Origin of the sequence: Rahnella sp. 2050 (assembly GCF_040544515.1) — a bacterium.
GTDB lineage: Bacteria > Pseudomonadota > Gammaproteobacteria > Enterobacterales > Enterobacteriaceae > Rahnella > Rahnella aceris.
The window spans coordinates 46,263-70,520 of the sequence record NZ_JBEPKE010000008.1; the positions used below are offsets into that span (position 1 = coordinate 46,263).

At 54.2% G+C, this 24,258-nt stretch carries 19 protein-coding genes and 1 tRNA gene; 13 read left to right on the plus strand and 7 right to left on the minus strand.

The annotated features are described in order from the left end of the window. The first annotated feature begins 97 nt into the window (after positions 1 to 97). From prfB to ABIC79_RS21890, 4 genes are all read left to right on the plus strand, one after another. Positions 98 to 1,196 (plus strand): peptide chain release factor 2 gene (prfB, locus tag ABIC79_RS21875; RefSeq protein ID WP_013574114.1). Its coding sequence is split into 2 segments (ribosomal slippage): positions 98 to 172 and positions 174 to 1,196, totalling 1,098 coding nucleotides; the frame shifts between segments, so codons are not numbered across the junction. Between the two features lie 9 nt (positions 1,197 to 1,205). Further along, positions 1,206 to 2,735 (plus strand): lysine--tRNA ligase, encoded by a 1,530-nt coding sequence (lysS, locus tag ABIC79_RS21880; RefSeq protein ID WP_354568497.1) that lies wholly within the window; start codon positions 1,206 to 1,208, stop codon positions 2,733 to 2,735. A gap of 151 nt (positions 2,736 to 2,886) precedes the next feature. After that, positions 2,887 to 2,960, plus strand: a tRNA-Gly gene (locus ABIC79_RS21885). Between the two features lie 526 nt (positions 2,961 to 3,486). After that, positions 3,487 to 3,738 (plus strand): helix-turn-helix domain-containing protein, encoded by a 252-nt coding sequence (locus tag ABIC79_RS21890; RefSeq protein ID WP_013574116.1) that lies wholly within the window; start codon positions 3,487 to 3,489, stop codon positions 3,736 to 3,738. 71 nt (positions 3,739 to 3,809) lie between these two features. Here ABIC79_RS21890 and argG read toward each other — a convergent pair whose 3' ends face one another. Further along, positions 3,810 to 5,171 (minus strand): argininosuccinate synthase, encoded by a 1,362-nt coding sequence (gene argG, locus ABIC79_RS21895; protein WP_015689414.1) that lies wholly within the window; start codon positions 5,169 to 5,171, stop codon positions 3,810 to 3,812. 150 nt (positions 5,172 to 5,321) lie between these two features. Beyond that, positions 5,322 to 6,227, minus strand: coding sequence for a LysR family transcriptional regulator (locus ABIC79_RS21900; protein WP_037035253.1), 906 nt, complete (start codon positions 6,225 to 6,227; stop codon positions 5,322 to 5,324). Between the two features lie 128 nt (positions 6,228 to 6,355). Between ABIC79_RS21900 and ABIC79_RS21905 the strand changes: the two genes are divergently transcribed. From ABIC79_RS21905 to ABIC79_RS21920, 4 genes are all read left to right on the plus strand, one after another. Beyond that, the gene (locus tag ABIC79_RS21905) at positions 6,356 to 7,495 is read left to right on the plus strand and encodes a M20 family metallopeptidase (protein ID WP_354568500.1); all 1,140 of its coding nucleotides are present in this window, start codon (positions 6,356 to 6,358) and stop codon (positions 7,493 to 7,495) included. Between the two features lie 364 nt (positions 7,496 to 7,859). Then, the gene (locus ABIC79_RS21910; protein ID WP_015689416.1) at positions 7,860 to 8,540 is read left to right on the plus strand and encodes a nucleoside recognition domain-containing protein; all 681 of its coding nucleotides are present in this window, start codon (positions 7,860 to 7,862) and stop codon (positions 8,538 to 8,540) included. After that, positions 8,533 to 9,000 carry a YjiG family protein gene (locus tag ABIC79_RS21915; RefSeq protein WP_013574121.1) on the plus strand — a complete coding sequence of 156 codons (468 nt, stop codon included), beginning with the start codon at positions 8,533 to 8,535 and terminating at the stop codon, positions 8,998 to 9,000. Before ABIC79_RS21910 ends, ABIC79_RS21915 begins: the two co-directional genes overlap by 8 nt. Before the next feature lie 47 nt (positions 9,001 to 9,047). Further along, positions 9,048 to 10,151 carry an amidohydrolase gene (locus tag ABIC79_RS21920; protein ID WP_013574122.1) on the plus strand — a complete coding sequence of 368 codons (1,104 nt, stop codon included), beginning with the start codon at positions 9,048 to 9,050 and terminating at the stop codon, positions 10,149 to 10,151. 54 nt (positions 10,152 to 10,205) lie between these two features. Here ABIC79_RS21920 and ABIC79_RS21925 read toward each other — a convergent pair whose 3' ends face one another. Further along, positions 10,206 to 10,682, minus strand: coding sequence for an Lrp/AsnC family transcriptional regulator (locus ABIC79_RS21925; RefSeq protein ID WP_015689417.1), 477 nt, complete (start codon positions 10,680 to 10,682; stop codon positions 10,206 to 10,208). A gap of 132 nt (positions 10,683 to 10,814) precedes the next feature. Between ABIC79_RS21925 and ABIC79_RS21930 the strand changes: the two genes are divergently transcribed. Further along, positions 10,815 to 11,231, plus strand: coding sequence for a DUF2000 domain-containing protein (locus tag ABIC79_RS21930; RefSeq protein WP_013574124.1), 417 nt, complete (start codon positions 10,815 to 10,817; stop codon positions 11,229 to 11,231). A 75-nt stretch (positions 11,232 to 11,306) separates the two neighbouring features. On the opposite strand, the gene ABIC79_RS21935 is transcribed toward ABIC79_RS21930, so the two are convergent. The 4 genes from ABIC79_RS21935 to ABIC79_RS21950 all read right to left on the minus strand — a co-directional run bounded on the left by ABIC79_RS21935 (position 11,307) and on the right by ABIC79_RS21950 (position 14,632). After that, positions 11,307 to 12,491, minus strand: a complete 1,185-nt coding sequence (locus tag ABIC79_RS21935) for a sugar transporter (RefSeq protein ID WP_223510328.1) — start codon at positions 12,489 to 12,491, stop codon at positions 11,307 to 11,309. Positions 12,492 to 12,653: 162 nt separating this feature from the next. Continuing rightward, a complete protein-coding gene (locus ABIC79_RS21940) occupies positions 12,654 to 13,208 on the minus strand; it encodes a GNAT family N-acetyltransferase (protein WP_134706618.1) in 555 nt (184 codons plus the stop codon). Positions 13,209 to 13,259: 51 nt separating this feature from the next. Next, the gene (locus ABIC79_RS21945) at positions 13,260 to 13,805 is read right to left on the minus strand and encodes a M15 family metallopeptidase (protein WP_015689419.1); all 546 of its coding nucleotides are present in this window, start codon (positions 13,803 to 13,805) and stop codon (positions 13,260 to 13,262) included. Then, positions 13,802 to 14,632, minus strand: coding sequence for a gamma-glutamyl-gamma-aminobutyrate hydrolase family protein (locus ABIC79_RS21950; RefSeq protein ID WP_112152342.1), 831 nt, complete (start codon positions 14,630 to 14,632; stop codon positions 13,802 to 13,804). The genes ABIC79_RS21945 and ABIC79_RS21950 overlap by 4 nt, the downstream gene beginning before the upstream one ends. A 471-nt stretch (positions 14,633 to 15,103) precedes the next feature. Between ABIC79_RS21950 and ABIC79_RS21955 the strand changes: the two genes are divergently transcribed. From ABIC79_RS21955 to ABIC79_RS21970, 4 genes are read left to right on the plus strand one after another with little or no spacing between them, the layout of a single operon-like run. Next, on the plus strand, positions 15,104 to 16,447 hold the full coding sequence (locus ABIC79_RS21955; protein ID WP_112197512.1) for an MdtA/MuxA family multidrug efflux RND transporter periplasmic adaptor subunit: 1,344 nt from the start codon (positions 15,104 to 15,106) through the stop codon (positions 16,445 to 16,447). Next, on the plus strand, positions 16,444 to 19,644 hold the full coding sequence (locus tag ABIC79_RS21960; RefSeq protein WP_037035203.1) for an efflux RND transporter permease subunit: 3,201 nt from the start codon (positions 16,444 to 16,446) through the stop codon (positions 19,642 to 19,644). The genes ABIC79_RS21955 and ABIC79_RS21960 overlap by 4 nt, the downstream gene beginning before the upstream one ends. Continuing rightward, entirely contained in the window at positions 19,645 to 22,770 is a 3,126-nt protein-coding gene (locus ABIC79_RS21965) for an efflux RND transporter permease subunit (protein ID WP_121020175.1), read from the plus strand. Further along, entirely contained in the window at positions 22,763 to 24,211 is a 1,449-nt protein-coding gene (locus ABIC79_RS21970) for an efflux transporter outer membrane subunit (protein WP_037035201.1), read from the plus strand. Before ABIC79_RS21965 ends, ABIC79_RS21970 begins: the two co-directional genes overlap by 8 nt. Positions 24,212 to 24,258: the final 47 nt, after the last annotated feature.

Below are 24,258 nucleotides of genomic sequence, written 5' to 3' on the forward strand. Positions count from 1 at the left end.
ACGGCTCCTTGCTATAAAAAGACCGCTAATTCCGTTAGAATCTGCGGTTCGAATGGCATTGGGCCAACTCCGAATCTAACGTAAGACGCGAAAAATCATGTTTGAAATTAATCCGGTTAAAAACCGCATTCAGGACCTGTCCGAGCGGACAGTCGTTCTTCGGGGGTATCTTTGACTATGATGCCAAGAAAGAACGCCTCGAAGAAGTAAACGCCGAGCTGGAACAGCCGGACGTCTGGAACGAGCCAGAACGCGCGCAGGCGCTGGGCAAAGAACGTTCCTCACTGGAAGCTATTGTTGAAACCATCGATGAGTTGTTGCAGGGCGCGGAAGATGTGACCGGCCTGCTGGAACTGGCGGTAGAAGCCGACGATGAAGACACTTTCAATGAAACGGTTGCCGAACTCGACGTACTGACCGCCAAACTGGAACAGCTTGAATTCCGCCGCATGTTCTCCGGTGAATACGACAGCGCGAGCTGCTATCTCGATATCCAGGCTGGTTCCGGTGGTACGGAAGCACAGGACTGGGCGAGCATGTTGCTGCGTATGTATTTGCGTTGGGCAGAAGCCAAAGGTTTCAAAACTGAAGTTATTGAAGAATCTGACGGTGAAGTCGCTGGCCTGAAATCCGCGACTATCAAGATCATCGGTGATTATGCGTTTGGCTGGCTGCGTACGGAAACCGGCGTTCATCGCCTGGTGCGTAAAAGCCCGTTTGATTCCGGCGGTCGTCGCCATACCTCGTTCAGTTCCGCGTTTGTGTATCCGGAAGTGGATGACGACATCGAAATCGAAATTAACCCTGCCGACCTGCGTATCGACGTATACCGTGCGTCCGGTGCGGGTGGTCAGCACGTCAACAAAACGGAATCTGCGGTACGTATTACCCACCTTCCGACCAACATTGTGACCCAGTGTCAGAACGACCGCTCCCAGCATAAAAACAAAGATCAGGCCATGAAGCAGATGCGTGCGAAGCTTTATGAGTATGAGATGCAAAAGAAAAATGCGGACAAGCAGCAGTTGGAAGACACCAAGTCTGACATCGGCTGGGGCAGCCAGATTCGTTCTTACGTGCTGGATGATTCCCGTATTAAAGATTTACGCACGGGCGTCGAAACGCGAAATACGCAGGCCGTACTGGATGGCGACCTGGATAAATTCATTGAGGCAAGTTTGAAAGCCGGGTTATGAGGAACCAAAATGTCTGAGCAACAACCAGCAGCGCAAAGCGCAGAAAACGTACCAGATCTTAACAACGAGCTGAAATCTCGTCGTCAGAAGCTGGCTTTACTGCGCGAATCCGGTATCGCTTTCCCTAACGATTTCCGTCGTGACAGCATCTCTGATGAATTGCATGCGAAATATGGCGAAAAGACCAACGAAGAACTGGAAGCATTAAACATCGAAGTCACCGTGGGTGGCCGTATGATGACCCGCCGTATTATGGGCAAGGCATCTTTCGTGACCCTGCAGGATGTCGGTGGCCGTATCCAGCTTTACGTTGCGCGTGATGACCTCGCAGAAGGCATCTACAACGAGCAATTCAAGAAATGGGATCTGGGCGATATCCTGGGTGCGACGGGTAAACTGTTCAAAACCAAGACCGGCGAACTGTCGATCCATTGTTCTGAACTGCGTCTGCTGACCAAAGCACTGCGTCCGTTGCCGGACAAATTCCACGGCTTGCAGGATCAGGAAGCGCGTTACCGTCAGCGTTATCTCGACCTGATCGCTAACGAAGATTCCCGTAAGACCTTCAAAATCCGTTCTCAGATCATGTCTGGTATCCGCAGCTTTATGGTGGAAAACGGCTTCATGGAAGTCGAAACCCCGATGATGCAGGTGATCCCTGGCGGTGCGGCGGCGCGTCCGTTCATCACTCACCACAATGCGCTCGATATCGATATGTACCTGCGTATCGCGCCGGAACTGTACCTGAAGCGTCTGGTTGTCGGTGGCTTCGATCGCGTGTTCGAAATCAACCGTAACTTCCGTAACGAAGGCGTTTCTCCGCGTCACAACCCAGAGTTCACCATGATGGAACTCTACATGGCGTACGCGGATTACAAAGACCTGATTGTTCTGACCGAGACTCTGTTCCGCACCCTGACTGAATCTGTTCTGGGCAGCAGCGTTGTGCAGTACGGCGACCAGACTTTCGATTTCGGCAAGCCATTCGCCAAGCTGACCATGCGTGAAGCGATCTGCAAATACCGTCCGGAAACTAACGTGGCTGATCTCGACGATCTGGCAAAAGCGACCGCTATCGCAGAATCACTCGGTATCAAAATCGAGAAGAGCTGGGGTCTGGGCCGTATCGTGACCGAGATCTTCGAAGAAACCGCCGAAGCACAGCTGATCCAGCCAACCTTCATTACCGAGTACCCGGCAGAGGTTTCTCCGCTGGCGCGCCGTAATGACGTGAACCCTGAAATCACTGACCGTTTCGAGTTCTTCATCGGTGGCCGTGAAATCGGTAATGGTTTCTCTGAGCTGAACGACGCAGAAGACCAGGCACAGCGCTTTGCTGATCAGGTTTCTGCGAAAGATGCAGGCGACGACGAAGCGATGTTCTATGACGAAGACTACGTGACAGCGCTGGAACACGGCCTGCCACCGACTGCGGGTCTGGGTATTGGTATCGACCGTATGGTTATGCTGTTCACCAACAGCCACACCATCCGCGACGTTATCCTGTTCCCGGCAATGCGTCCGCAGACACAGAAATAAGTTTTCCTCAGAAACACCAGAAGGGCGCTCCGGCGCCCTTTTTCATGCCACAGATCACGGCATATGCTAACTGCTTAAAACTCCAGCGCTTATCCGCAATCACGTCTTGCTCCGCCGTCGTAACCGGTTATAATGCCAGTCGCACACCGATGCGGGTGTAGTTCAATGGTAGAACGAGAGCTTCCCAAGCTCTATACGAGGGTTCGATTCCCTTCACCCGCTCCAAAAGCTTCTTCCTCAAATCTGTTCAATACCCCAAAAAAATTCACTACCCGACTCCGTTTATTCGTCTTCCTGTTACGACGTTTTGCATATCCCAAATTTGGTCTGATAACTAAAAAAATGATGCAAATCAGCTCCCTTCCTTGGGGTATTAAGGGCAGATCGGAATGCGGAAACATTGACTGTTTTATGGTTTGCGAAACCCCCACCCAGCCTCCCCCTTCGCAGGAGGAGGAGCACACCTGCAATCTCTGCAACTCCTTGCAAACCATTAAATTTATCTGGAATCATTAGCTCAGTTTTGTTCTTAGCCACTTGGTTTAGTCACGTGCTTTACGCTATAGTCGCGTCGCTGCGGCAAAATCCGCAGCCGGGCGTGAGAACTCGAACTCTACTGGAAACGGCACAATTTCTGTTGTGCGAAAACATCAGCTTAGTTAGATGGAGTTCTCAATGAACCTGTATCAGTTATTCACCTTTTTACCTTTCCCCCATTCCCCTGTGATCCTGACCTCAGGAGCACAAACTCATGAATAATCAAGACTGGCATCAGGCAGATATTATTGCGGCGTTGCGTAAGAAGGGCACGACATTGGCGGCGGTATCACGGGCTGCGGGGTTAAGTTCTTCAACGCTATCGAATGCGCTTTCGCGTCCGTGGCCGAAAGGGGAAATACTGATTGGTCAGGCAATTGGTGTGCATCCTGCGGTGATCTGGCCGAGCCGTTATTACAACCCGAAAACACATCAGTTAATTGAACGCCGTACACGAAATCATTAGGTGCAAATTATTGAGCGGGCAGGGCATCAGTAATGATGATGATCCTGCCCGCTCGTTTAAGCTAACAGCAATTACTTATTCTTCACCTGCAATCCGCGTGGCAGATTATTGTTATCCACCTGCGGTAAACCGGTAGAGGCGGAAGAAGTCAGCAAGCCTGTCTCAACGTAGTTTTGCAGCTTCTCGCGGGTATCGGTGATATCCAGGTTACGCATGGTCAGCTGACCAATACGGTCATCCGGTGAGAACACAGAATCGCCTTTTTCCATGGTCAGACGCTCTGGTTTGTAAGTCAGGTTCTCAGATACCGTATTCATGATGGTGTAGTCATTACCGCGACGCAGTTCCAGAGTCACTTCACCGGTGATTTCGCTGGCGACCCAACGCTGTGCGGAGTCACGCAGCATCAGAGCCTGCGGATCGAACCAACGGCCCTGATACAGCAGACGACCCAGTACTCGGCCATTTGCATGGTATTGCTCGATGGTATCTTCGTTATGGATACCGGTCAGCAGACGCTCATAAGCGATGTGCAGCAGCGCCATCCCCGGGGCTTCGTAGATGCCACGGCTTTTGGCTTCAATGATACGGTTTTCAATCTGGTCGCTCATCCCCAAGCCATGACGACCGCCGATGCGGTTGGCTTCCATCATCAGCTCCACGCTGTCGTCAAAGGTCACGCCATTCAGTGCGACAGGATAACCACGCTCAAAACGGATGGAGACTTCTTCCGCTTTCACGACCACATTCTCGTCCCAGAATTTCACGCCCATAATCGGGTTAACGATTTTGACGCCGGAGTCGAGGAATTCCAGATCTTTGGCTTCGTGCGTTGCGCCCAGCATGTTGGAGTCAGTGGAGTAGGCTTTCTCGGTCGACATTTTGTAATCGAAACCGGACTGAATCATGAATTCGGACATCTCATGACGGCCACCGAGTTCATCGATAAAGTCGGTATCCAGCCACGGCTTATAAATCTTCAGTTCAGCATTGGTCAGCAGACCGTAACGGTAGAAACGTTCAATGTCGTTACCTTTATATGTGCTGCCGTCGCCCCAGATATTGACGCCGTCTTCTTTCATTGCGGCAACCAGCATGGTGCCGGTCACGGCACGGCCCAGCGGCGTGGTATTGAAGTAAGTCACGCCCGCCGTAGTGTTATGGAATGCGCCACACTGAATGGCGGCAATCCCTTCTGCAACCAGTTGTTTACGGCAGTCAATCAGGCGGGCTTTCTCTGCACCGTACTCCATCGCTTTACGCGGAATGGCATCGTAATCTTCTTCATCAGGCTGACCCAGATTGGCCGTGTAGGCATAAGGAATCGCCCCTTTTTTCTGCATCCACAGCAGGGCTGCACTGGTGTCCAAACCGCCGGAGAATGCAATCCCCACACGCTGATTGATAGGAAGGTGCTTGAGAATAGTTGTCATCGGTTAAATCCTGTATGAATGGGGGTCTGTCTGCTAAAAGTTTCAATGCCTATATTGATATCGCAAAACCGGCGTCGGGTAAAAGACATTTTGCATATTTATGTAAATTTTACCGCATAACTATCTAATTGTCATGCACTGCAAAACGCCTTACCGCTCATTCTGTTTCTGGAAAAAATTCAGCAGTAACTGCCATAAATGATGCGCTGCGGGCGTGAAGCGCCGGTCTGAATTGCGCAATAAATGGCACTGGGCTTCGGTGGCGATAGGGTGATCAATGGGAACCGCCACCAGAATGTCGTGCTCGATGCGTTCACCTGCCGCCTGTGCGCTCATAAAGGAAATCCCCATGCCTGAAATGCTCAGGCTCATGGCCGTCGAGAACAGGTTACAGCGGTAGGCAGGAGTGAACAAAAAACCTTTGCTCTGGAACATCGCGTTCATGTGGCGTTGCAAACCAAACGTCTCACTGAGCGAAATCAGCGGGTGCTTGTTCAGTTCTTCGATCGAGACTGTTTTCAGATGTGCGATCGGGTGCTGCGGATTGACCACTGCGCAGATCGGCCCCCACGGAAAACTGTGTCGCTTCAGTTCCGGGTTACCAATCGGGCCAAACGCCAGTGCCATATCGGCCTCACCCTGGACAATCGACGCCAGTGTTTCCTGCATATTCCCTGCGACAATTTCCACAAAAACATTGGGATAGGATGTCGCAAAGTTTTTCAGTACGTGTTCGACAAAGGTATCAACCAGCCCGGCACCGACGCGAATGGTGACCGCGCCACCTTTCATATAGCGCAAATCTTTTAAATGCCGCTCCAGTTTTTCACGACGTATCCGGCTTTCAAAAAAATCATCCGCCAGCAGTTTTCCGGCATCGGTCAGCACCACTGTGCGTCCGCTGCGTTCAAGTAAGGGCAGTTGCAGTGTGCGTTCCAGCAGGGCGATCTGACGGCTGATCACCGAAGCGTTGACGCCCAGAATATCGGCCGCACGGCGGATCCCGCCCTGGATCCCCACCTCGTAGAGATAACTGATCTGCTTCTCGTGAAACATCTGGCTCATCGGTGTTCCCGGTGTCTGTTGACCAAAAGGCAACAATATAGTCATTGAAACGACATTTATATTATGTGATGGGTTGTAGATAATCAAAATTGACGACAAAACAGACATCGGGAAATTTCATGCCAACCGTGTATGACTATCTGCAACAACATGCTTCGCTGATCCTCAGTGATATAAAGCGCCTGGTTCAGGCCGAATCCCCTTCGCTGAATAAAGTGGCGGTTAACCGTTGCGGAGACGTACTGCAAAGCATCATGGCGGAGCGGCTGGATGTGCAGGCACAGGTTTGCCCGCAGGAAAAACTCGGCAATCATCTGCTGTTCAGTGTCGGTAACGGGCCGCAGGTGACCAGTATTCTTGGCCATTTCGATACTGTGTGGGAATGCGGTGAGCTGGAGATGGTGGAAAAAGACGGCCGTTTATATGGGCCCGGTGTGCTGGATATGAAAGGCGGGCTGGTGCAGGCAATCTGGGCGGTGCGGGCGCTGGTACAAACCGGCGCGCTGTCGCCACATCGCATTCAGTTTATTTGTCCTTCGGATGAAGAACTCGGCAGCCCGTCATCGCGTAAATGGATTGAACAATGTGCTGCTGATTCCGGACGGGTTCTGGTGGCCGAACCGGCCGTGGCGCGTACCCATGAGGCCAAAATTGCCCGTAAAGGATCCGGCAGGTTTGAAGTGAAAATCACCGGTCGTTCGGCCCATGCGGGCAACAATCCGGAAGATGGCATCAGCGCGATTGAGGAAATGGCGCATCAGATTTTAGCCCTTCACAGCCTGAATGCCCCGCAGGCTGGCACGACGGTCAACGTCGGACTGGCAAGCGGTGGCGGCAAAATTAATGTGGTCGCCGATCATGCCGTACTGGGTGTGGATTTACGTGTGACCAATATGGCAGAGGCCGCGCGCGTGGAAGCGGCAATCAAAGATTGCCAGCCGCATCTTGCAGGTGCGCAGGTGGTGGTCACCGGCGGGATGTCCCGCCCGCCAATGGAACAGACACCGCAGAATTTAGCGCTTTTTTTGCAGGCGCAGCATGCTGCTGAACGGCTGGGAATTACGCTGAAAGGCAAAGCGGTCGGCGGCGGCAGCGACGGTAATTTTACGTCGGCGCTGGGTATCCCCACGCTCGACGGACTGGGTGCGACAGGCTCCGGCATTCATGCCCGGGACGAACATATTATTATTGATGATATTCCGCTGCGGGCAGCATTGCTTGCTGAAATAATTCTGGGCAGCGGGGAAGTAGTCGTATGACATGTTGATAAACAGTGCATGAAATAAAATACCTGGCCCTTTATTGGTGCGTCATAAACCAAAATGGTGCAATGAATCTCGGGTTATTTCATCGAGATTGAATGATTTTATTAAAAAGCCTTTATTACGATGAGGGCTATTTTTCGTTTTTATTTTTTATCTGTTTTTTAACTATTTTTACTGTTTATTAAAAAGTGAAAGTTGGCACGTTTCCTGCTCTCTTGTCTGTGGTTAAAAATAAAAATGAGCAGAAATCAGGTGCTGAATGAATAACCTGTTTTCTCACATGACATTCATTGAAAACTGACAGGAATTGTATTCCTGATTTTTTATTGCAGACAGATACCAGAGAAGGAACGTTAGTATGAGTGACACACGAATATCAGAACAGAGAGCCACCCCTGAGGTGGACGAGTGGAAAGTCGGTAAGGGGGCATACGTGTCGCTTATTGTCGTTATCCTGCTGTTTTCTGGTGCATTTTTAAAGGTGGATGGCATGGCGTGGCTGGGAGCCTTTGACTTCACCACGCTGGGCGGTTCGTTCGGTACTATGAAAGGTGAAACCAGCACGTTTGTCGGGGCGGGCGGTGTCAGTGCGAAAGCCGGTTTCCTTTTTGCCTTATCTCTGGTGCCGACGGTCATGCTGGCACTGGGATTATTAGAAATATTTACGCACTACGGCGCTATCCGGGCTGCACATAAATTATTAACACCACTGCTTAAGCCGATATTAGGCATTCCCGGCCACACCGGTCTGGCGTTAATTACCGATCTGCAAAGCACTGACGCCGGCGCTGCATTAAGTAAAGAGCTTTACGATAATAAACAGGTCACAAAGAAAGACGTAGTGATCATGGGCGCATGGCAATATTCCGGTGCCGGTCTGATCAACAACTATTTCTCCATCGGTTCCGCTATGTTTGCATCATTAACCATGCCGGTGATTATTCCGCTGGTGGTGATGTTCGTGATGAAATTTGTCGGCGCGGTATTTGTCCGCTTTGTGTTGAACACCGTTTATAAAAGAGATTTTGAAAATGAGTAATGCCACCCGAGTTTCCTCAAACCCGTTCGATATTTTCGTGGTCGGTGCCCGTAAAGGTTTCAATATTGCTATCAATAATCTGATGCCTAACGTGGTAATGGCTTACGTCATTTCAGAAATGCTCAATCTGCTCGGCGTAATGACGTTGGTGGGGCACATTTTCGCGCCACTCATGGGGTTGCTGGGATTGCCCGGTGAAGCCGTTACCGTGCTGCTCACATCATGGCTATCGTCTTCGGCGGGTACGGGTGTGGCTATCAGTTTGCTGACCAAAGGCACGCTGGATATGACGCAGATTACTATCCTGGCACCGGCAATTTTCCTGATGGGTTCTCAGTTGCAATACATGGGACGCCTGCTTGGCGTGGCGGATGTGCCGAAAAAATACTGGCCTCTGCTGATGCTGACCAGCGTACTGAACGCCATTATTTCGATGATCCTGATGCGAATTTTTGCCTGATTTTCGATTGCACTGTTTTGAAAATGAATTTACCGGAGTGTTTACCCGTGTCGAAAGCTATTGAACATTATCAACATTTACATCTCATCCCTGAACTGGGTTTTACCGAATTTAAGACATCGGCTTATATCGCGCAGGCGCTTGAAGATGCGGGGTTTAACGTCACGCGTCATGTGAACGGCACCACAGGAATTATCGCTGAAATCGACAGCGGCAAGCCCGGTCCGGTCATGGCGCTGCGTGCCGATATGGATGCACTCGGCCATATCATTGATGGCGAGCTGGTGGCGCGCCATACCTGCGGCCACGATGGTCACTCCTCTGTCGTGCTCGCAGCGGCGCAGGAAATCATGAAAGAAGGCATGGTTAAAAAAGGCCGCCTGAAAATTTTGTTTCAGCCCGCTGAAGAGCTGGGCACCGGCGCCCTGGCCATGGTGGAAGGGGGCGCCATTGATGATGTGGATATGCTGCTGGGGTTCCATGTGCGGCCACTTGAAGAATGCCCGATGGGGCAGGCGGTGCCCGCGATGTATTACTCTGCCTGTGCGACGGTTGAGGCGATTATCACTGGTGTTCCTTCTCACGCGGCGCGCCCGCACCTGGGCATTAACGCGCTGGATGCCGCCGTGGCGGCGGTTCAGGCAGTGAATACTATTCATCTGGCACCGAGCCTGACATACAGCGTGAAAGCCACCCGTTTCCTGTGCGATGCGGGTGTGACCAATTCTGTGCCAGCGGAAGCCCGCGTGTGCTGGGATTTGCGTTCGCAGCACAATGAACCGATGGATGAACTGAAAGCAAAGGTGATTCGTGCGATTGAGCACAGCGTGGCGGCGCTGGGTGCCACCGCGGAAATTCATGTGATGAAAGAGATGCCTGCGGCAGAAGTCGACAGTGACGTGACCGCGATTATCGCGGAATCTGTTACAGAAGTTTTAGGTGCAGAGGGCCTGACTGAACCGAAATTTACACCGGGCAGTGAAGATTTCTTCCACTATTCACGCCAGCGTCCGGCCATTAAAACCGGGTTCTGGGGACTGGGCGCGAATCTCACGCCCGGGCTGCATCATCCTGATATGCGCTTTGATCTCGACGCTTTGGACATTGGTGTCAGGGTGTTTAAAGGCTGCGTGAAAAGAGTGCTGGGATAAGCATTACGGCGCGTCATTGTTTAAAAACATGCCCGGCTTTTGTCGGGCATTGCCTTACATTCCCTCCAGCGGCAGCACATCCAGCGGTTTCACTTCCCTGAGCACAAACGAGGTTTGCATCTCTTTGATGCCCGGCAGACGACGCACCACTTCCATCGCGAAACTGGAAAAACTGTCGAGATCTTTAGCGACCACCTGCAACAGAAAATCCGCATCACCGGCAATCGCGTAACAGGCAATCACCGAAGGCAGCGCCCCCACTTCCTGCTCGAAACGTTGCGCATCTTCCTCGCTGTGACTGTCGATTTTCACCCGGATAAACGCCAGCAACCCCAGCCCGATTTTTTTCCTGTCGATGTTCGCCTGATAACCGGTGATTACGCCGCTGTCTTCCAGCTGTTTCATGCGCCGCCAGCAGGGAGAAGCGGCCATGCCCACTTTTTCCGCCAGCTCCTGATTGGTCATTCTGCCCGAACCCTGAAGTTGTTTGAGAATGCGAAGGTCTGCCGGTGAAATTTCAGATGCGGACATAATCTGCCTTTTAAATGTGATTTTAAGAAAGAGATAACCAGATTAGGGCATTTTACGGCGGGAAAAGAAAGCACCTTTCAGCGGCCAGGCGCTATCATTTTTGTCATCAATAATGATGAAAAGGGCGCAAAAATGGCAGATAAACTGCGGGTGGCAATTATTCTCAATCCCGAACTTCCGCCGGGATTACTGGCGAACACGGCAGGCGTAATTGGCATCGGATTAGCGGCAAAATTCCCGATGCTGGCGGGCAGTTCGCTGACTGACGCAAAGGGTGTCACGACCGATACTATCTCTAAAACTCCGCTGCCCATTCTGCAGGCCACGCCCGATCACATTAAGGCGCTGATGTTTAAAGCACTGGACGCAGCAGGCGAGCGCAGTGTGGTGCCGTTCCCGGCATTTGCGCGCACGATGCATCAGTTTGAGCAATACGAAATGACGTTCCCGTTGCGGGATTTATACGATGAAGTGATCGACGGTGTCGGGCTGGTGGGGCCGGAAAAGTGGATTAAATCGCTGACGGGAAACCTGAAGTTATTGCGCTAATGTGTTGAAGATACAGATATAAAAAAGACCGAATACAGGAATGGTATTCGGTCTGAGGTTTGCGCTAATCCGTATTCAGCTCGTCGCTTTCAGTTGCGGGTAGCGTTTGAAAATCGTCAGACACCAGACGAACGCAATGCAGCCGATCAGGCCACCGGCGTAGCCGATGTTGCTCATTTCCAGATGCAGACTTACCTGATTACCGATCAGCGCGCCGGCACCGATACCGATGTTATAAATACCGGAAAGCAGCGCCATTGACACGTCGGTGGCGTCGGTCGCCAGCGCCAGCACGCGCACCTGCATTGCCAGGCCGATAATCATCATCGCCAGTCCCCAGATAATACACAGCACTGAAATCGCGACCGGATTCATCACCGCCGCAAACAACAGGAGCATGCTAAGCGTGACCAGCAGGATCGGGCCGCTGAGCATGGCTGCCGGGAAACGGTTGCCAAGCAAACTGAACGCAATGCTGCCGAGAATACCCGCGCCGCCGAAAATCAGCAGCAGGAAAGTGGTGAAGTTTTCACCCATGTTGGCAACGCTCTGGATAAACGGTTCGATATAACTGTATGCCGTATAGTGAGCGGTCACTATCAGCGCAGTCAGGAGATACATACCGACCAGCGCCGGACGGCGGAACAACATCGGCACGCTTTTCAGTGAACCGGTATGTTCACTTGGCAGCGGCGGCAGCAGTTTAATCAGACAAATCAGTGTCATCAACGCAACGATGCCGATGCTCATAAAGGTGGTTCGCCAGCCAAGATACTGACCGATAAGACGACCCAGCGGCAAGCCGAGCACCATTGCCAGTGCGGTGCCGGTCGCTAACATACTGAGTGCCTGTGTTTTTTTACCGGCCGGTGCCACACGGATCGCCAGTGAGGCGGTGATCGACCAGAAAATGGCGTGGGCGAGGGCGATACCGACGCGCGAGGCCACCAGACTCCAGAAATCCCAGGCGACGACAGATAACGCATGGCTGGCGATAAACAGGCAAAAGATGATGATCAGCAGGCGCTTTCGTTCAACGTTGCGGGTCAGCAGCATCAGCGGCAGCGACATCAGCGCGACCACCCACGCGTAAATGGTCAGCATCAGGCCGACCTGTGCTGTCTGCATATTGAAACTGGCGGCGATGTCGGAGAGTAATCCGACGGGCACAAATTCAGTGGTATTGAAGATGAATGCGGCAATAGCCATCATCACAACGCGAAGCCATGCTGTCCTGCGCGAAACGGTATCTGATTGCATTGAAATTTATGACTTATAAGAAGATGTTGAAATCAGGCATCTGTCTGCCAGATGCCTGTTGAACGCATAGTGTGTTTTATTTGTTCGAAAAATGAAACAGAAAATTGGCCTATCAGATAAATCTTCAGGCGACAATTTTAGTGATGGTAACTGTGATGTTCCTCACGCATTGTCGTGAGGATTGATCAGGGAAGTCAGTACGTGATCCTGCCAGCAACCGGCAATTTTCAGATATGATTTCGCATACCCTTCGCGTTCAAAGCCCAGACGCAGTAGTACGCGCTCACTTTTATGATTGTCCGGAATATAGCTGGCCATAATGCGGTGCAGACCCTGCTCGCGAAACAGGTAATCAATGGCGGTTGTCAGCGACCGATGCATCAGTCCTTTTCCCTGCTGGTTTTCCGCGACCGAATATCCCAGATGGCAGGCCTGAAAAGGACCGCGGGCGATGCCGGTAAAATTGCAGGCACCGAGCATGTCACCGGTTTCACGGCTGATGATGCCAAACTGGAATGCCGTACCGCAGGCCGCTTCATCAAAAGCATTGCTCAGACGGACCCGCAGGGTTTCAGGCGCGTAAAAGTCCGCTGGCCGTAAAGGCTCCCACGGCGCGAGATGCGCGGCGTTATCGCGAAAATAAGCATGAACGACAGCCGTGTCTTCCGGCCCCAAAATTTTAAGGTAAAAATCAGCGTTCGTGACGGCGAGTTCCATGGTGGTCCCTTAAAGCCTGTAGCGGAGAGGGCGGTAAATGTAGAGGATTCATCAGGAATTGGAATGCCAGCACCAGTGCCACGGTTCATAAATGAATCCCCAGGGATTGTTCAGCGGGAATGACATCACAAAACCGAATCCGGCGGCGTGGCTTTGCAGCCACTGAAAAGCTTCTGTTTCACCAAAAACGCCGGTCACTTCGTCGCAGCCCGGCGTATTGATATCCACGGCGCAGCCGGTGTGATGCTCGCTGCATCCGGGCGGCGCCAGCGACGTAAAGAAATCTTCCGGGGCGATGCCTGCCAGTTGTTTGGCGCGGATTAAATCAGCCTGATAATTCAGGCTGCGGTAGGCGGAAACCAGATAAATCCCCACGCCGTCAGTAGCCGCCTGCTGTCTCATGGTATGCCAGGCGGCAGAGGCGGGGGCGGTCAGACGGTATATTTTACCGCTTTCGGCATCCGTTTCCGCCTCCACCAGTAAGTGCTCACTTACTTCCTCAAAATACGGCAGCGTACGATGTGCGATAACCGCCGGGTCGATATGCAGTTCCCGCAGTATCTGCTCCGTTTGCGATTTCAGTGCCGCCGGGTTCATGCCGGTTCGTCTCCCGCACGGCCGATCACATCATTCATGGCTTCGGTCATCGCCTTACCTGCTGAGCGCATCGACTGCTGATAGCGCGAAGCGGCAACAACAAATGCATTAAGAAGCTGAGTATCCTGCGCATGTTGCTGATATTCAGGGTGCCATTGCACGCCAAGACAGAAATCATAGCCTTCACATTCAATGCCTTCGATCACGCCGTCGGGTGCGTAAGCATTGACGATACAGCCGGGGCCGACGGATTTCACTGCCTGATGGTGTGAGCTGTTCACGACGTAATGGTCACGATCTACGCAGCGGCTGAGCAGCGTGCCTTCGACAATCTCCACCGCATGACGCGCGCGCTTTTTGCCGCCCGCGTTTTCAGTATCAACAGTCGTGCTGTGCTCCAGGGCATCGGGCAGCGCATCGGGAATATGCTGATGCAGCGTGCCGCCGGTTAATACGGCAAGCAGTTGCTGGCCGCCGCAAATCCCGAGCAGCGGCATATTGCGCTGCATGGCACCTTTAACAATGGCTTTTTCAAATTCGGTGCGGGCGGGTTTCAGGCGAACCTGATCACTGGTTTGTTGCTCATTAAACAGTTCAGGCGGTACATCAAACGCCCCGCCGGTCACGACAATGCCGTCGCACAGCGCCAGATATTCATCGGCCAGCGCCGCGTGATGTGGCAACGCCAGCGGAACGGCACCCAGTTCCGCCAGGCTGTTCATATAGTTCTGACGTAAGGCGTACCAGGGATAATCGGCATAGCCACCGGCTTCCTCGCTGTCGAGCGTTACCCCAATGACCGGTCTGGATTGAAATTTTGTCTGCATTCGCCTGAGTCCCTGCATGGAAATGAAAAACAATCAGAAATTTCACCATATCAAGCCGTGGTCGGCGCAAACAATATAAATTATCTATAGGTCATATTTTCAGGATTTAGCTCTGGTTTTCTCACCTGTTCGGGTGGGATCTCAGTGCATTTTCCGCACTAACTCCGCGTTTTCCTGACAAAATTCCGGTCTTCGTTGACACTTCCTGATGCTTTTTTGTTGCGGTCTTCAATATTCATTCTCATTTAGTGATTAACATTAGATGCCTCGAAAGGATAAATTAGCGGGTATAATTCATCCTGCTGATAGAAATAGAAATTCTTAATTGCTAACGAAATCTTTACGTTGTCCTAAAAACAGACACCCGCACTTTTCGGGGATAATGGTTTTTTGACTGATATTGAAAATCTCTGGTTGAAGGTCATTTTTCAGCTGTTTTCTCCTCATTAATACTGCGAAACCAAGAAATTTATGCTGCCGACTGCCTCGTCTCGTTCCAAAAAACGCACATTCGTGTGGGTTATTGTCGCCATTATCGTTGCCGCGATCCTGGTCTGGTTTTTTGCTTTCCACCAAAGTGCCTCTGATCCCTCTGCCCATAAAAAACCGGGCCGTGGCGGCATGCGCGCAATGCGCGGCCAGATGATGGCAGGAATGGCAACGCCGGTGCAGGCAGGAAAGGCCACACAGGCCGATGTGCCGGTGTATCTGCGTGCGCTGGGCACGGTGGTGGCGAACGCGACGGTGACGGTGACCAGCCGTGTCGATGGTCAGCTGATGAAGGTGTATTTCACCGAAGGGCAGAAAGTGGAGCAGGGTCAGTTGCTGGCGCAGATTGATCCGCGCAGTTATCAGGCCACGCTGGAACAGTATCAGGGCGATTTAGCGCAGAATCAGGCGCTGTCGAAAAGTGCTGAACTGACGCTGGCACGTTACCGCAAACTGTATGCACAGGATTCCCTGGCACGTCAGGATCTGGAAAGCCAGATTGCGACCGCCGGTCAGTACGCGGGAGCAGTGAAAGCCGATCTGGCGCAAATCGCCGCCGCTAAGCTGAACCTTGAGTACGCTAAAATCACCGCGCCGGTCAGCGGCCACGTCGGCCTGCGTCTGGTGGATCCGGGCAACATGGTCACCAGCAGTTCGACCACCGGCATCGTCACCATTACCCAGACTCAGCCGATTGCCGTGACCTTCAGCGTGCCGCAAAGCAATTTGCAAACCCTGCTCAAAGCCCTGCGCGGCGGCAATCAGTTGCCAACCACGGCTTTTGACCAGAGCGGCAGCGAAGTGCTTGGACAGGGCAAACTGCAATTTATCAGCAACGAAATTGATACCAGTACCGGCAGTATCAAGCTGAAAGCGTTGTTTGATAATGACGATGAAAAACTCTATCCGAATCAGTTTGTGAATGCCCGCTTACAGGTCGCGACGCTGAAAGATGCCACGGTGATCCCGGCGGCGGCGTTGCAGCTGAGCAGCGACGGCGACTTTGTGTATGTGGTGAAAGCCGACAGCACCATTGAGCGTCGCAGCGTGAAGTCCGGCCCGGATTTTGGTGATGACCAGGTGGCGATTTTGTCCGGCGTGAAGCCGGGCGAGCAGGTGGTCACCACCGGTATTGACCGTCTGAACAACGGCACCAAAGTCGAGATTGTCACACCGAATTCCGGTGAGGCTGCAGCAGCAGGTGGCTCTTCCAAAGAGCGTCAGCAGAGCGGCGGTGTGGATAAAGCCACCACCGGCGCGGATAGAACGGCCGTCGCGCCTGATGCACCCCCAACTACAGCCGGTAAAGACAGCGGGTCTAAATGAATCCTTCACGCCTCTTTATACTCCGGCCGGTCGCGACCATTCTGCTGATGGTCGCCGTGCTGTTGTCGGGGATTTTCGCCTACAACATGCTCTCGACCTCGGCGCTGCCGCAGGTCGATTACCCGACCATTCAGGTGACCACGCTGTATCCGGGCGCCAGTCCGGACGTGATGGCGTCGGGTATTACCGCGCCGCTTGAGCGTCAGCTCGGGCAGATGGCGGGGCTGAGCCAGATGTATTCCACCAGCGCCAGCGGCTCCTCCATTATTACGCTGAAATTCTCGCTGGATTTGTCCCTTGATGTGGCTGAGCAGGAAGTGCAGGCGGCGATCAATGCCGCTGACAGCCTGCTGCCCAGCGATTTACCCAATCCGCCGACTTACAAGAAGGTGAACCCGGCGGATGCCGCAGTGCTGACATTAGCCGCGACCTCTGAATCCCTGCCGCTGACCAAAGTGCAGGATCTGGTGAATACCCGCGTGGCGTTGAAACTGTCGCAGATTTCCGGCGTCGGTATGGTCACCCTGGCGGGCGGGCATCAGCCTGCGATCCGCGTGCAGGTGGATCCGCGCAAACTGGCGGCGCATAACCTCAGCATGGAAACCATCAACACGCTGATCGGCAACAGTAACGTCAACGGTTCCAAGGGGGGCTTTGACGGGCCGCATCACTCGATCACCATCGATGCCAATGACCAGCTACGCACCGCCGCTGAATACGGCAACCTGATTGTTAATTATGAAAACGGGGCGGCGCTGCGTTTGCGCGACGTCGCGACGCTCTCCGAAGCAGCGGAAAATCAGTACCTTTCTGCGTGGGCGAACAAACAACCAGCGATCATTATCAGCGTTCAGCGTCAGCCGGGCGCCAACGTGATCCAGGTGGTGGATGCCATCAAAGCACAACTGCCGAAATTGCAGGAAGCGCTGCCGGAGTCGGTCAAAATCAGCGTGATTTCTGACCGTACCCAGACTATCCGTGCCTCGATCAGCGACGTTCAGTTTGAGCTGTTGCTGTCGATTGCGCTGGTGGTGATGGTCACCTTCCTGTTCCTGCGTAATGTCGCGGCGACGCTGATCCCAAGCGTGGCCGTACCGCTCTCGCTGGTTGGCACCTTTGGTGTGATGTACCTGTGCGGTTTCAGTCTTAACAACCTCTCGCTGATGGCGCTGACCATCGCCACCGGTTTTGTTATCGATGACGCCATCGTGGTGGTCGAAAACATTTCACGACGCCTCGAAGAGGGCGAAACACCGATGCAGGCGGCGCTGAAAGGTTCGCAGCAGATCGGATTCACCATTATTTCCCTGACCTTCTCGCTGATTGCGGTACTGATCCCGCTGCTGTTTATGGGCGATGTGGTCGGGCGTCTGTTCCGCGAATTCGCCATTACCCTGGCCGTGTCGATTCTGGTATCGATGGTGGTGTCGCTGACCCTGACACCGATGTTGTGCGCCTATTTGCTGCGTCACACACCGGAAGAAAAACAGAGCAAGTTTTACCGTAAAGGCGGTGAGTTTTTTGACAAAATGATCGCTGGTTACGATCGTATGCTGATCGTGGTACTGAACCATCAGAAGCTCACGCTGCTGGTCGCTGCCGCGACGTTAGTGTTCACCGCGTTGCTGTACGTGATTGTGCCAAAAGGCTTCTTCCCGTCGCAGGATACCGGCATGATCCAGGGGATCACCCAGGCCTCGCAGGATGTCTCCTTCAGCGAGATGGGGCGTCGTCAGCAATTACTGACTGCCGCTATCCTCAATGATCCGGATGTGGAAAGCGTTTCCTCTACCATCGGCGTGGACGGTAATAACACCAGTCTGAACAGCGGACGTTTGCAGATCAGCCTGAAATCCTTTGATGAACGCAGCGAACGTGCACCGGCGATCATTGAACGCCTGAAGCAGGAGACCGCAGGCGTGCCGGGCATTGAGCTTTATATGCAGGCTTCGCAGGATCTGACGGTGGACGATCAGGTCACGCCAAGCCAGTACCAGTTCACACTGGATGATGCCGACAGCGAAAATCTGGTGCAATGGACACCGAAGCTGATTGAGAAACTCAGTGCATTGCCGGAGTTCAGCGAAGTGGTCAGCAACCTGCAAAATCAGGGGCAGATCGCCTATGTGGAGCTCGATCGCGACGCTGCCGCACGCTACGGTATTACGGCGTCTGACGTCGATACCGCGCTGTACAATGCTTTCGGCCAGCGGCTGGTTTCCACCATCTTTACTCAGGCGAACCAGTACCGCGTCGTGCTGGAAGTGGCTCCGCAATTCCAGCAGTCACCGGCTTCTTTTGACGATGTCTATCTGGCGACCAACAACAGCACCTCAACATCCGGCACGGTGGCGACCACCACCAGCACCACGTCTTCTTCGACATCGGACAGCGGCACCTCGACCACCACCACCAATGCCGGGGCGACCAATGGCATGGTCAAACTGACGTCGATTGCCAAAATCCACATGCGCACCGGCGCATTGTTGCAGGCGCGCCTCAATCAGTTCCCGGCGGTCACCGTCTCCTTTAACCTCAAAGACGGTTATTCGCTGGAGCAGGCGCAACAGGCGATCAAAACCACGGTGGCTGATATCGCCATGCCGGACAGCATCACTTTGCGCTATCAGGGTGCGGCGGCGTCATTTGAAAGTGCCACCGGCAACACGCTGTGGCTGATCCTCGCCGCACTGCTGACCATGTATGTCGTGCTCGGTATTCTGTACGAAAGCTTTATCCATCCGGTGACCATTCTTTCCACGCTGCCGTCGGCGGCGGTCGGTGCGTTGCTGTCGCTGATCTTTGCCGGTACGGAATTCAGTCTGATCGCACTGATCGGGGTGATCCTGTTGATCGGCATCGTGAAAAAGAACGCCATTATGATGATCGACTTTGCACTGGATGCGGAAAACAAACAGGGATTATCGCCGCGTGAGGCGATTCACCAGGCGTGTTTACTGCGTTTTCGTCCGATCATGATGACCACCATGGCCGCGCTGCTCGGGGCGTTGCCGCTGATGCTGGCGAGCGGATCCGGCGCGGAACTGCGTCAGCCGCTGGGGCTGGTGATCGTCGGCGGTCTGATCTTCAGTCAGGTTCTGACGCTGTTCTCCACGCCGGTGATCTACCTGATGTTTGACCGGCTTTCTCACCGCCTTAATCCACGTCACCGGCGTGCAGCAAAGCAGGCGGAATAAATGAACATTTCGCGTTTCTTCATCTTCCGCCCGGTCGCGACATTGCTGCTGACCATGGCGATACTCCTGCTGGGTTTGCTCGGGTATCGCCTGCTGCCGGTGGCACCGCTGCCGCAGGTCGATTTTCCGACCATTCTGGTCAGTGCCAGTCTGCCGGGTGCCAGCCCTGAAACCATGGCGGCGACGGTGGCGACGCCGCTGGAAAGGGCGCTCGGGCAAATCGCCGGTGTGACGGAAATGACCTCGCGCAGTTCGCAGAGTTCGACCAGCGTCATTTTGCAATTCGATCTCGATCGCGACATCAACGGCGCGGCGCGTGACGTTCAGGCGGCGATTAACGCCTCCCGCGCCTTGCTCCCCAGCAGCATGCCGTCGCTGCCGACTTACCGCAAAGCCAACCCGTCGGATGCGCCGATCATCATGCTGGCGCTGACCTCGGCCACGCGCAGTAAAGGTGAGCTGTACGATATTGCCTCGAGCCAGTTGCAACAGAAAATCGCACAGGTTAACGGCGTCGGGCAGGTTTCTCTGGTGGGGTCCGCGCTGCCGGGTGTACGTATTGATTTACGCCCTGAAGCCGTCACCTCTTACGGGATTTCCCTCGACACCATTCGTGCTGCGATTGCCGACAGCACCAGCAACCTGCCGAAAGGCTTACTGCAAGGGTCGGATCAGTCGTGGATGATTGAAGGCAACGGCCAGCAAAGTACCGCCGCGCAGTACAAAACGCTGATTGTCACCTACATCAACGGTTCGGCCATACGCCTCAGCGATATCGCCAATGTGTATGATTCCGTCGAAGACAAATACAACGTCGGGTATTACAACAGCACGCCGTCGGTGATGATTGGTGTAACGCGCCAGGCTGGCGCGAACATGCTGGAAACCATTCAGGCGATCAAAGCCGCGCTGCCGCTGATGAAAGAAAGTCTGCCGGGCGATGTGCAACTGAACCTGGCTCTGGATCGTTCGCCTAACGTTTCCGCTTCCCTGCGTGATACGGAAATGACCCTGATGGAAGCCACGCTGCTGGTGATCGCCGTGGTCTTTGTGTTCCTGCGTAACTGGAATGCTGTGCTGATCCCCGCCGTGGCGCTACCGGTGTCACTGATCGGGACCTGCGCGGTGATGTATCTGCTTGGCTACAGTCTGGATAACCTCTCGATGATGGCGCTGATCATCTCCACCGGTTTCGTGGTCGATGATGCCATTGTGGTGCTGGAGAACATTACGCGGCATATCGAAGAGGGAATGGGACCGGTGCGGGCGGCGCTGAAAGGCGCACAGGAAGTCAGCTTCACCGTGCTGTCGATGACGCTGTCGCTGATCGCCGTTTTCATTCCGATCCTGCTGATGGGCAGTATTGTCGGGCGCCTGTTCCGCGAATTTGCGGTGACGCTCAGTGTCTCGCTGATCATCTCGATGCTGGTGTCACTGAGCCTCACGCCGATGCTGTGCGCACGTTTCCTCAAACGTAAACCGCCGGTGGAAAAACGTCAGCCGCGCATCTACCGCATGATCGAGCATGGCCTTAACAAACTGCTGGCGGCCTATTCTGCCGCGCTCGGCTGGGTTATGCGCCATCAGCTGATCACGCTGATCGGGTTGTTCCTCACCGTGATCCTCAATTTCTATCTTTATACCGTGGTGGAAAAAGGTTTCTTCCCGGATCAGGACACCGGCATGCTGATGGGCATGTTGCGTGCGGATCAGAACACGTCGTTTCAGTCGATCCAGCCGCAGGTGCTGAAATACAGCAAGATCATTCAGGATGATCCGGCGGTAGAAGCGGTGATGAGTTCGGCGGGCAGCGGCGGCTTTGGTTCACGTAATACCGCCACGTTCTTCGTGCGTCTGAAAGATTTCGACAAACGTACCGCGACCGCCAATCAGGTGGCGAACCGTCTGATGATGGCGACCGGCAAGGAGCCGGGCGCGCAGTTGTTCCTGATGGCGGCGCAGGATCTGCATATCGGCGGGCGCAGCGCCAACGCGCAGTATCAGTACAGTCTGCAATCTGACGATCTTTCGGTGCTGCGGGAATGGGCACCGAAGGTGCAGAAAGCGCTGGCGAAACTGCCGCAACTGACCGGTGTGGATTCCGATGCACAAACCGGCGGTCAGGAGGTCATGCTCAATATCGACCGGGATCGTGCCACGCAACTGGGTGTGAACGTGAAGATGATTGACACGTTGCTCAACAATTCTTTCAGCCAGCGGCAGGTTGCCACGATCTATAAAACGCTGAACCAGTATCACGTGGTCATGAACCTGACGTCTGACTACACCAGCAATCCGGATGTCCTGCATCAGCTGTATGTCGTGACCGATTCTGGTAATCAGGTGCCGTTGTCGGCGTTTGCCACCTTCAGCGGCGCCAACGCACCGCTGTCGGTATCCCATCAGGGGCAGACAGCGACCACGACTATCGCGTTCAATCTCGCCGACGGCTATGCGCTGGAAGATGCGCAGGCTGCGCTGAAAACCGCCATGGCACAAATTGGCTTGCCGGATACCGTTCATGGCAGTTATGCGGGGACGGCGCAGGCGTTTGAAGCGCTGGCCAGTTCCATGCCGTGGCTGATCCTGGCCGCGCTGGCGGCGGTATATATCGTGCTCGGCGTATTGTACGAAAGTTATATTCACCCGCTGACCATTCTTTCCACGCTGCCTTCCGCCGGTCTGGGTGCGCTGTTGCTGATGCTGATGACCAATACGCAACTGACGGTGATCGCGCTGATCGGGATCCTGCTGCTGATCGGCATCGTCAAAAAGAATGCGATCATGATGATCGACTTCGCGCTCGACGCCGAACGGCGGCTGGGTCTGACGCCGCAACAGGCGATCACCCAGGCCTGTCTGATGCGATTCCGTCCGATCCTGATGACCACGCTGGCGGCGTTCTTTGGTGCCCTGCCTCTGGCGATGGGCAGCGGGGGGGACGCGGATCTGCGCAGTCCGCTGGGTCTGGCAATTGCCGGCGGGCTGGCGCTGAGCCAGATCCTGACGTTATTCACCACGCCGGTGGTTTACCTGTATATGGATCGCACCAGCCGCGCGACGCATCGTCTGTGGCAACGTCTGCGTCCTCACGCGACGCCGCCGGAGGCCAGTTCTCATGACTGATCACACTGAAACTCATTACCCTGAAGCGAATCTGATGACTCTGCAAAAAACACGTTCAATGGTGTTCCGTCTTGCTCCGCTGGCGCTGGCCTTACTGGTCAGCGCCTGTGCCGTCGGCCCTGATTACAAACGGCCGGATGTGGCTATGCCAACGGCATTTAAAGAAGCCAAAGGCTGGACGGCCGCGATCCCGAAAGATAATCAGGCCAAAGGCGACTGGTGGGCGGTGTATCAGGATCCTGAGCTGTCGTCCCTGCTGACACAGGTGCAGATTTCCAACCAGAACGTTGCCCAGTACGCCGCGCAATACCGCGAAGCCCAGGCACTGGTGACGCAGGCGCGTTCTGATTTGTATCCTTCCGTGGATGCCACCGTCGGCAGCACGCGCAGTGGCACCTCAACCTCCACCAGCAACAGCCAGTCCGCACAATTGAGTGCAAGCTGGGAACTGGACTTGTGGGGCAAACTGCGCCGCACGGCAGAAGAACAGGATGCCAGCGCGCAGGCCAGCAAGGCCGATCTGGCCGATGCGACGCTCAGCGCGCAATCCGAACTGGCGCAGGATTATTTCCAGTTGCGGGTGATGGATCAGCAAATCGCGTTGTATAAGCAAAGTATTGACGCCTATCAGCGTTATCTGACCGTGATTGAGAACCAGTATGCCGGTGGCAGTACCTCGCGTGGCACACTGGCGCAGGCACAGACTCAGCTGGAAAGTACCAAAGCGTCGGCGCTGGATTTGCAATGGCAGCGCGCCCAGCTTGAGCACGCTATCGCCGTACTGATCGGCAAACCACCGGCCCAGTTCAGCCTCGCCGCCCGCGACGTAAAACTGAACCTGCCTGCGATGCCGGATGCGATTCCGTCGCAACTGCTGCAGCGTCGTCCTGATATCGCCGCTGCTGAGCGCACCATGGCCTCTGCCAATGCGGCAGTCGGTGTCGCCACTGCCGCGTATTATCCCGATCTGACCTTAAGTGCCAGCGGCGGTTTTGCCAGCTCGGCCTTCCATAACCTGTTCTCGTTGCCAAACCGCGTCTGGTCTTTAGGCCCGGAACTCAGCCAGACGGTACTGGATTTCGGTTCCACCCGTGGCAAAGTGGCACAAGCCGAAGCCGCGTATGACGCCGACGTCGCCAGTTATCGCCAGAGCGTGTTAACCGCGATGCAGGAAGTGGAAGATTATCTGGTTGAACTGCACACGCTGGACAGCGAACTGGTCGCCCGTCAGAACGCCGCCGATTCCGCCAAAGAATCCGCCCGCGTGACCTACAACCAGTATCAGGCGGGGATGATCGACTATCTCGACGTCGCAACTACCGAGAACACCAGCCTGACGCAACAGCAAAGCGTCCTGTCACTGCTCAGCACCCAGATGGTCACCAGCGTTAAGCTGATCGCCGCGCTGGGCGGGGGATGGAACGGGGATGTGGGTAAGTAAGAGAGTTTGAATGAAAGGGCTGGAAACAGCCCTTTCAGCGGGGTGCC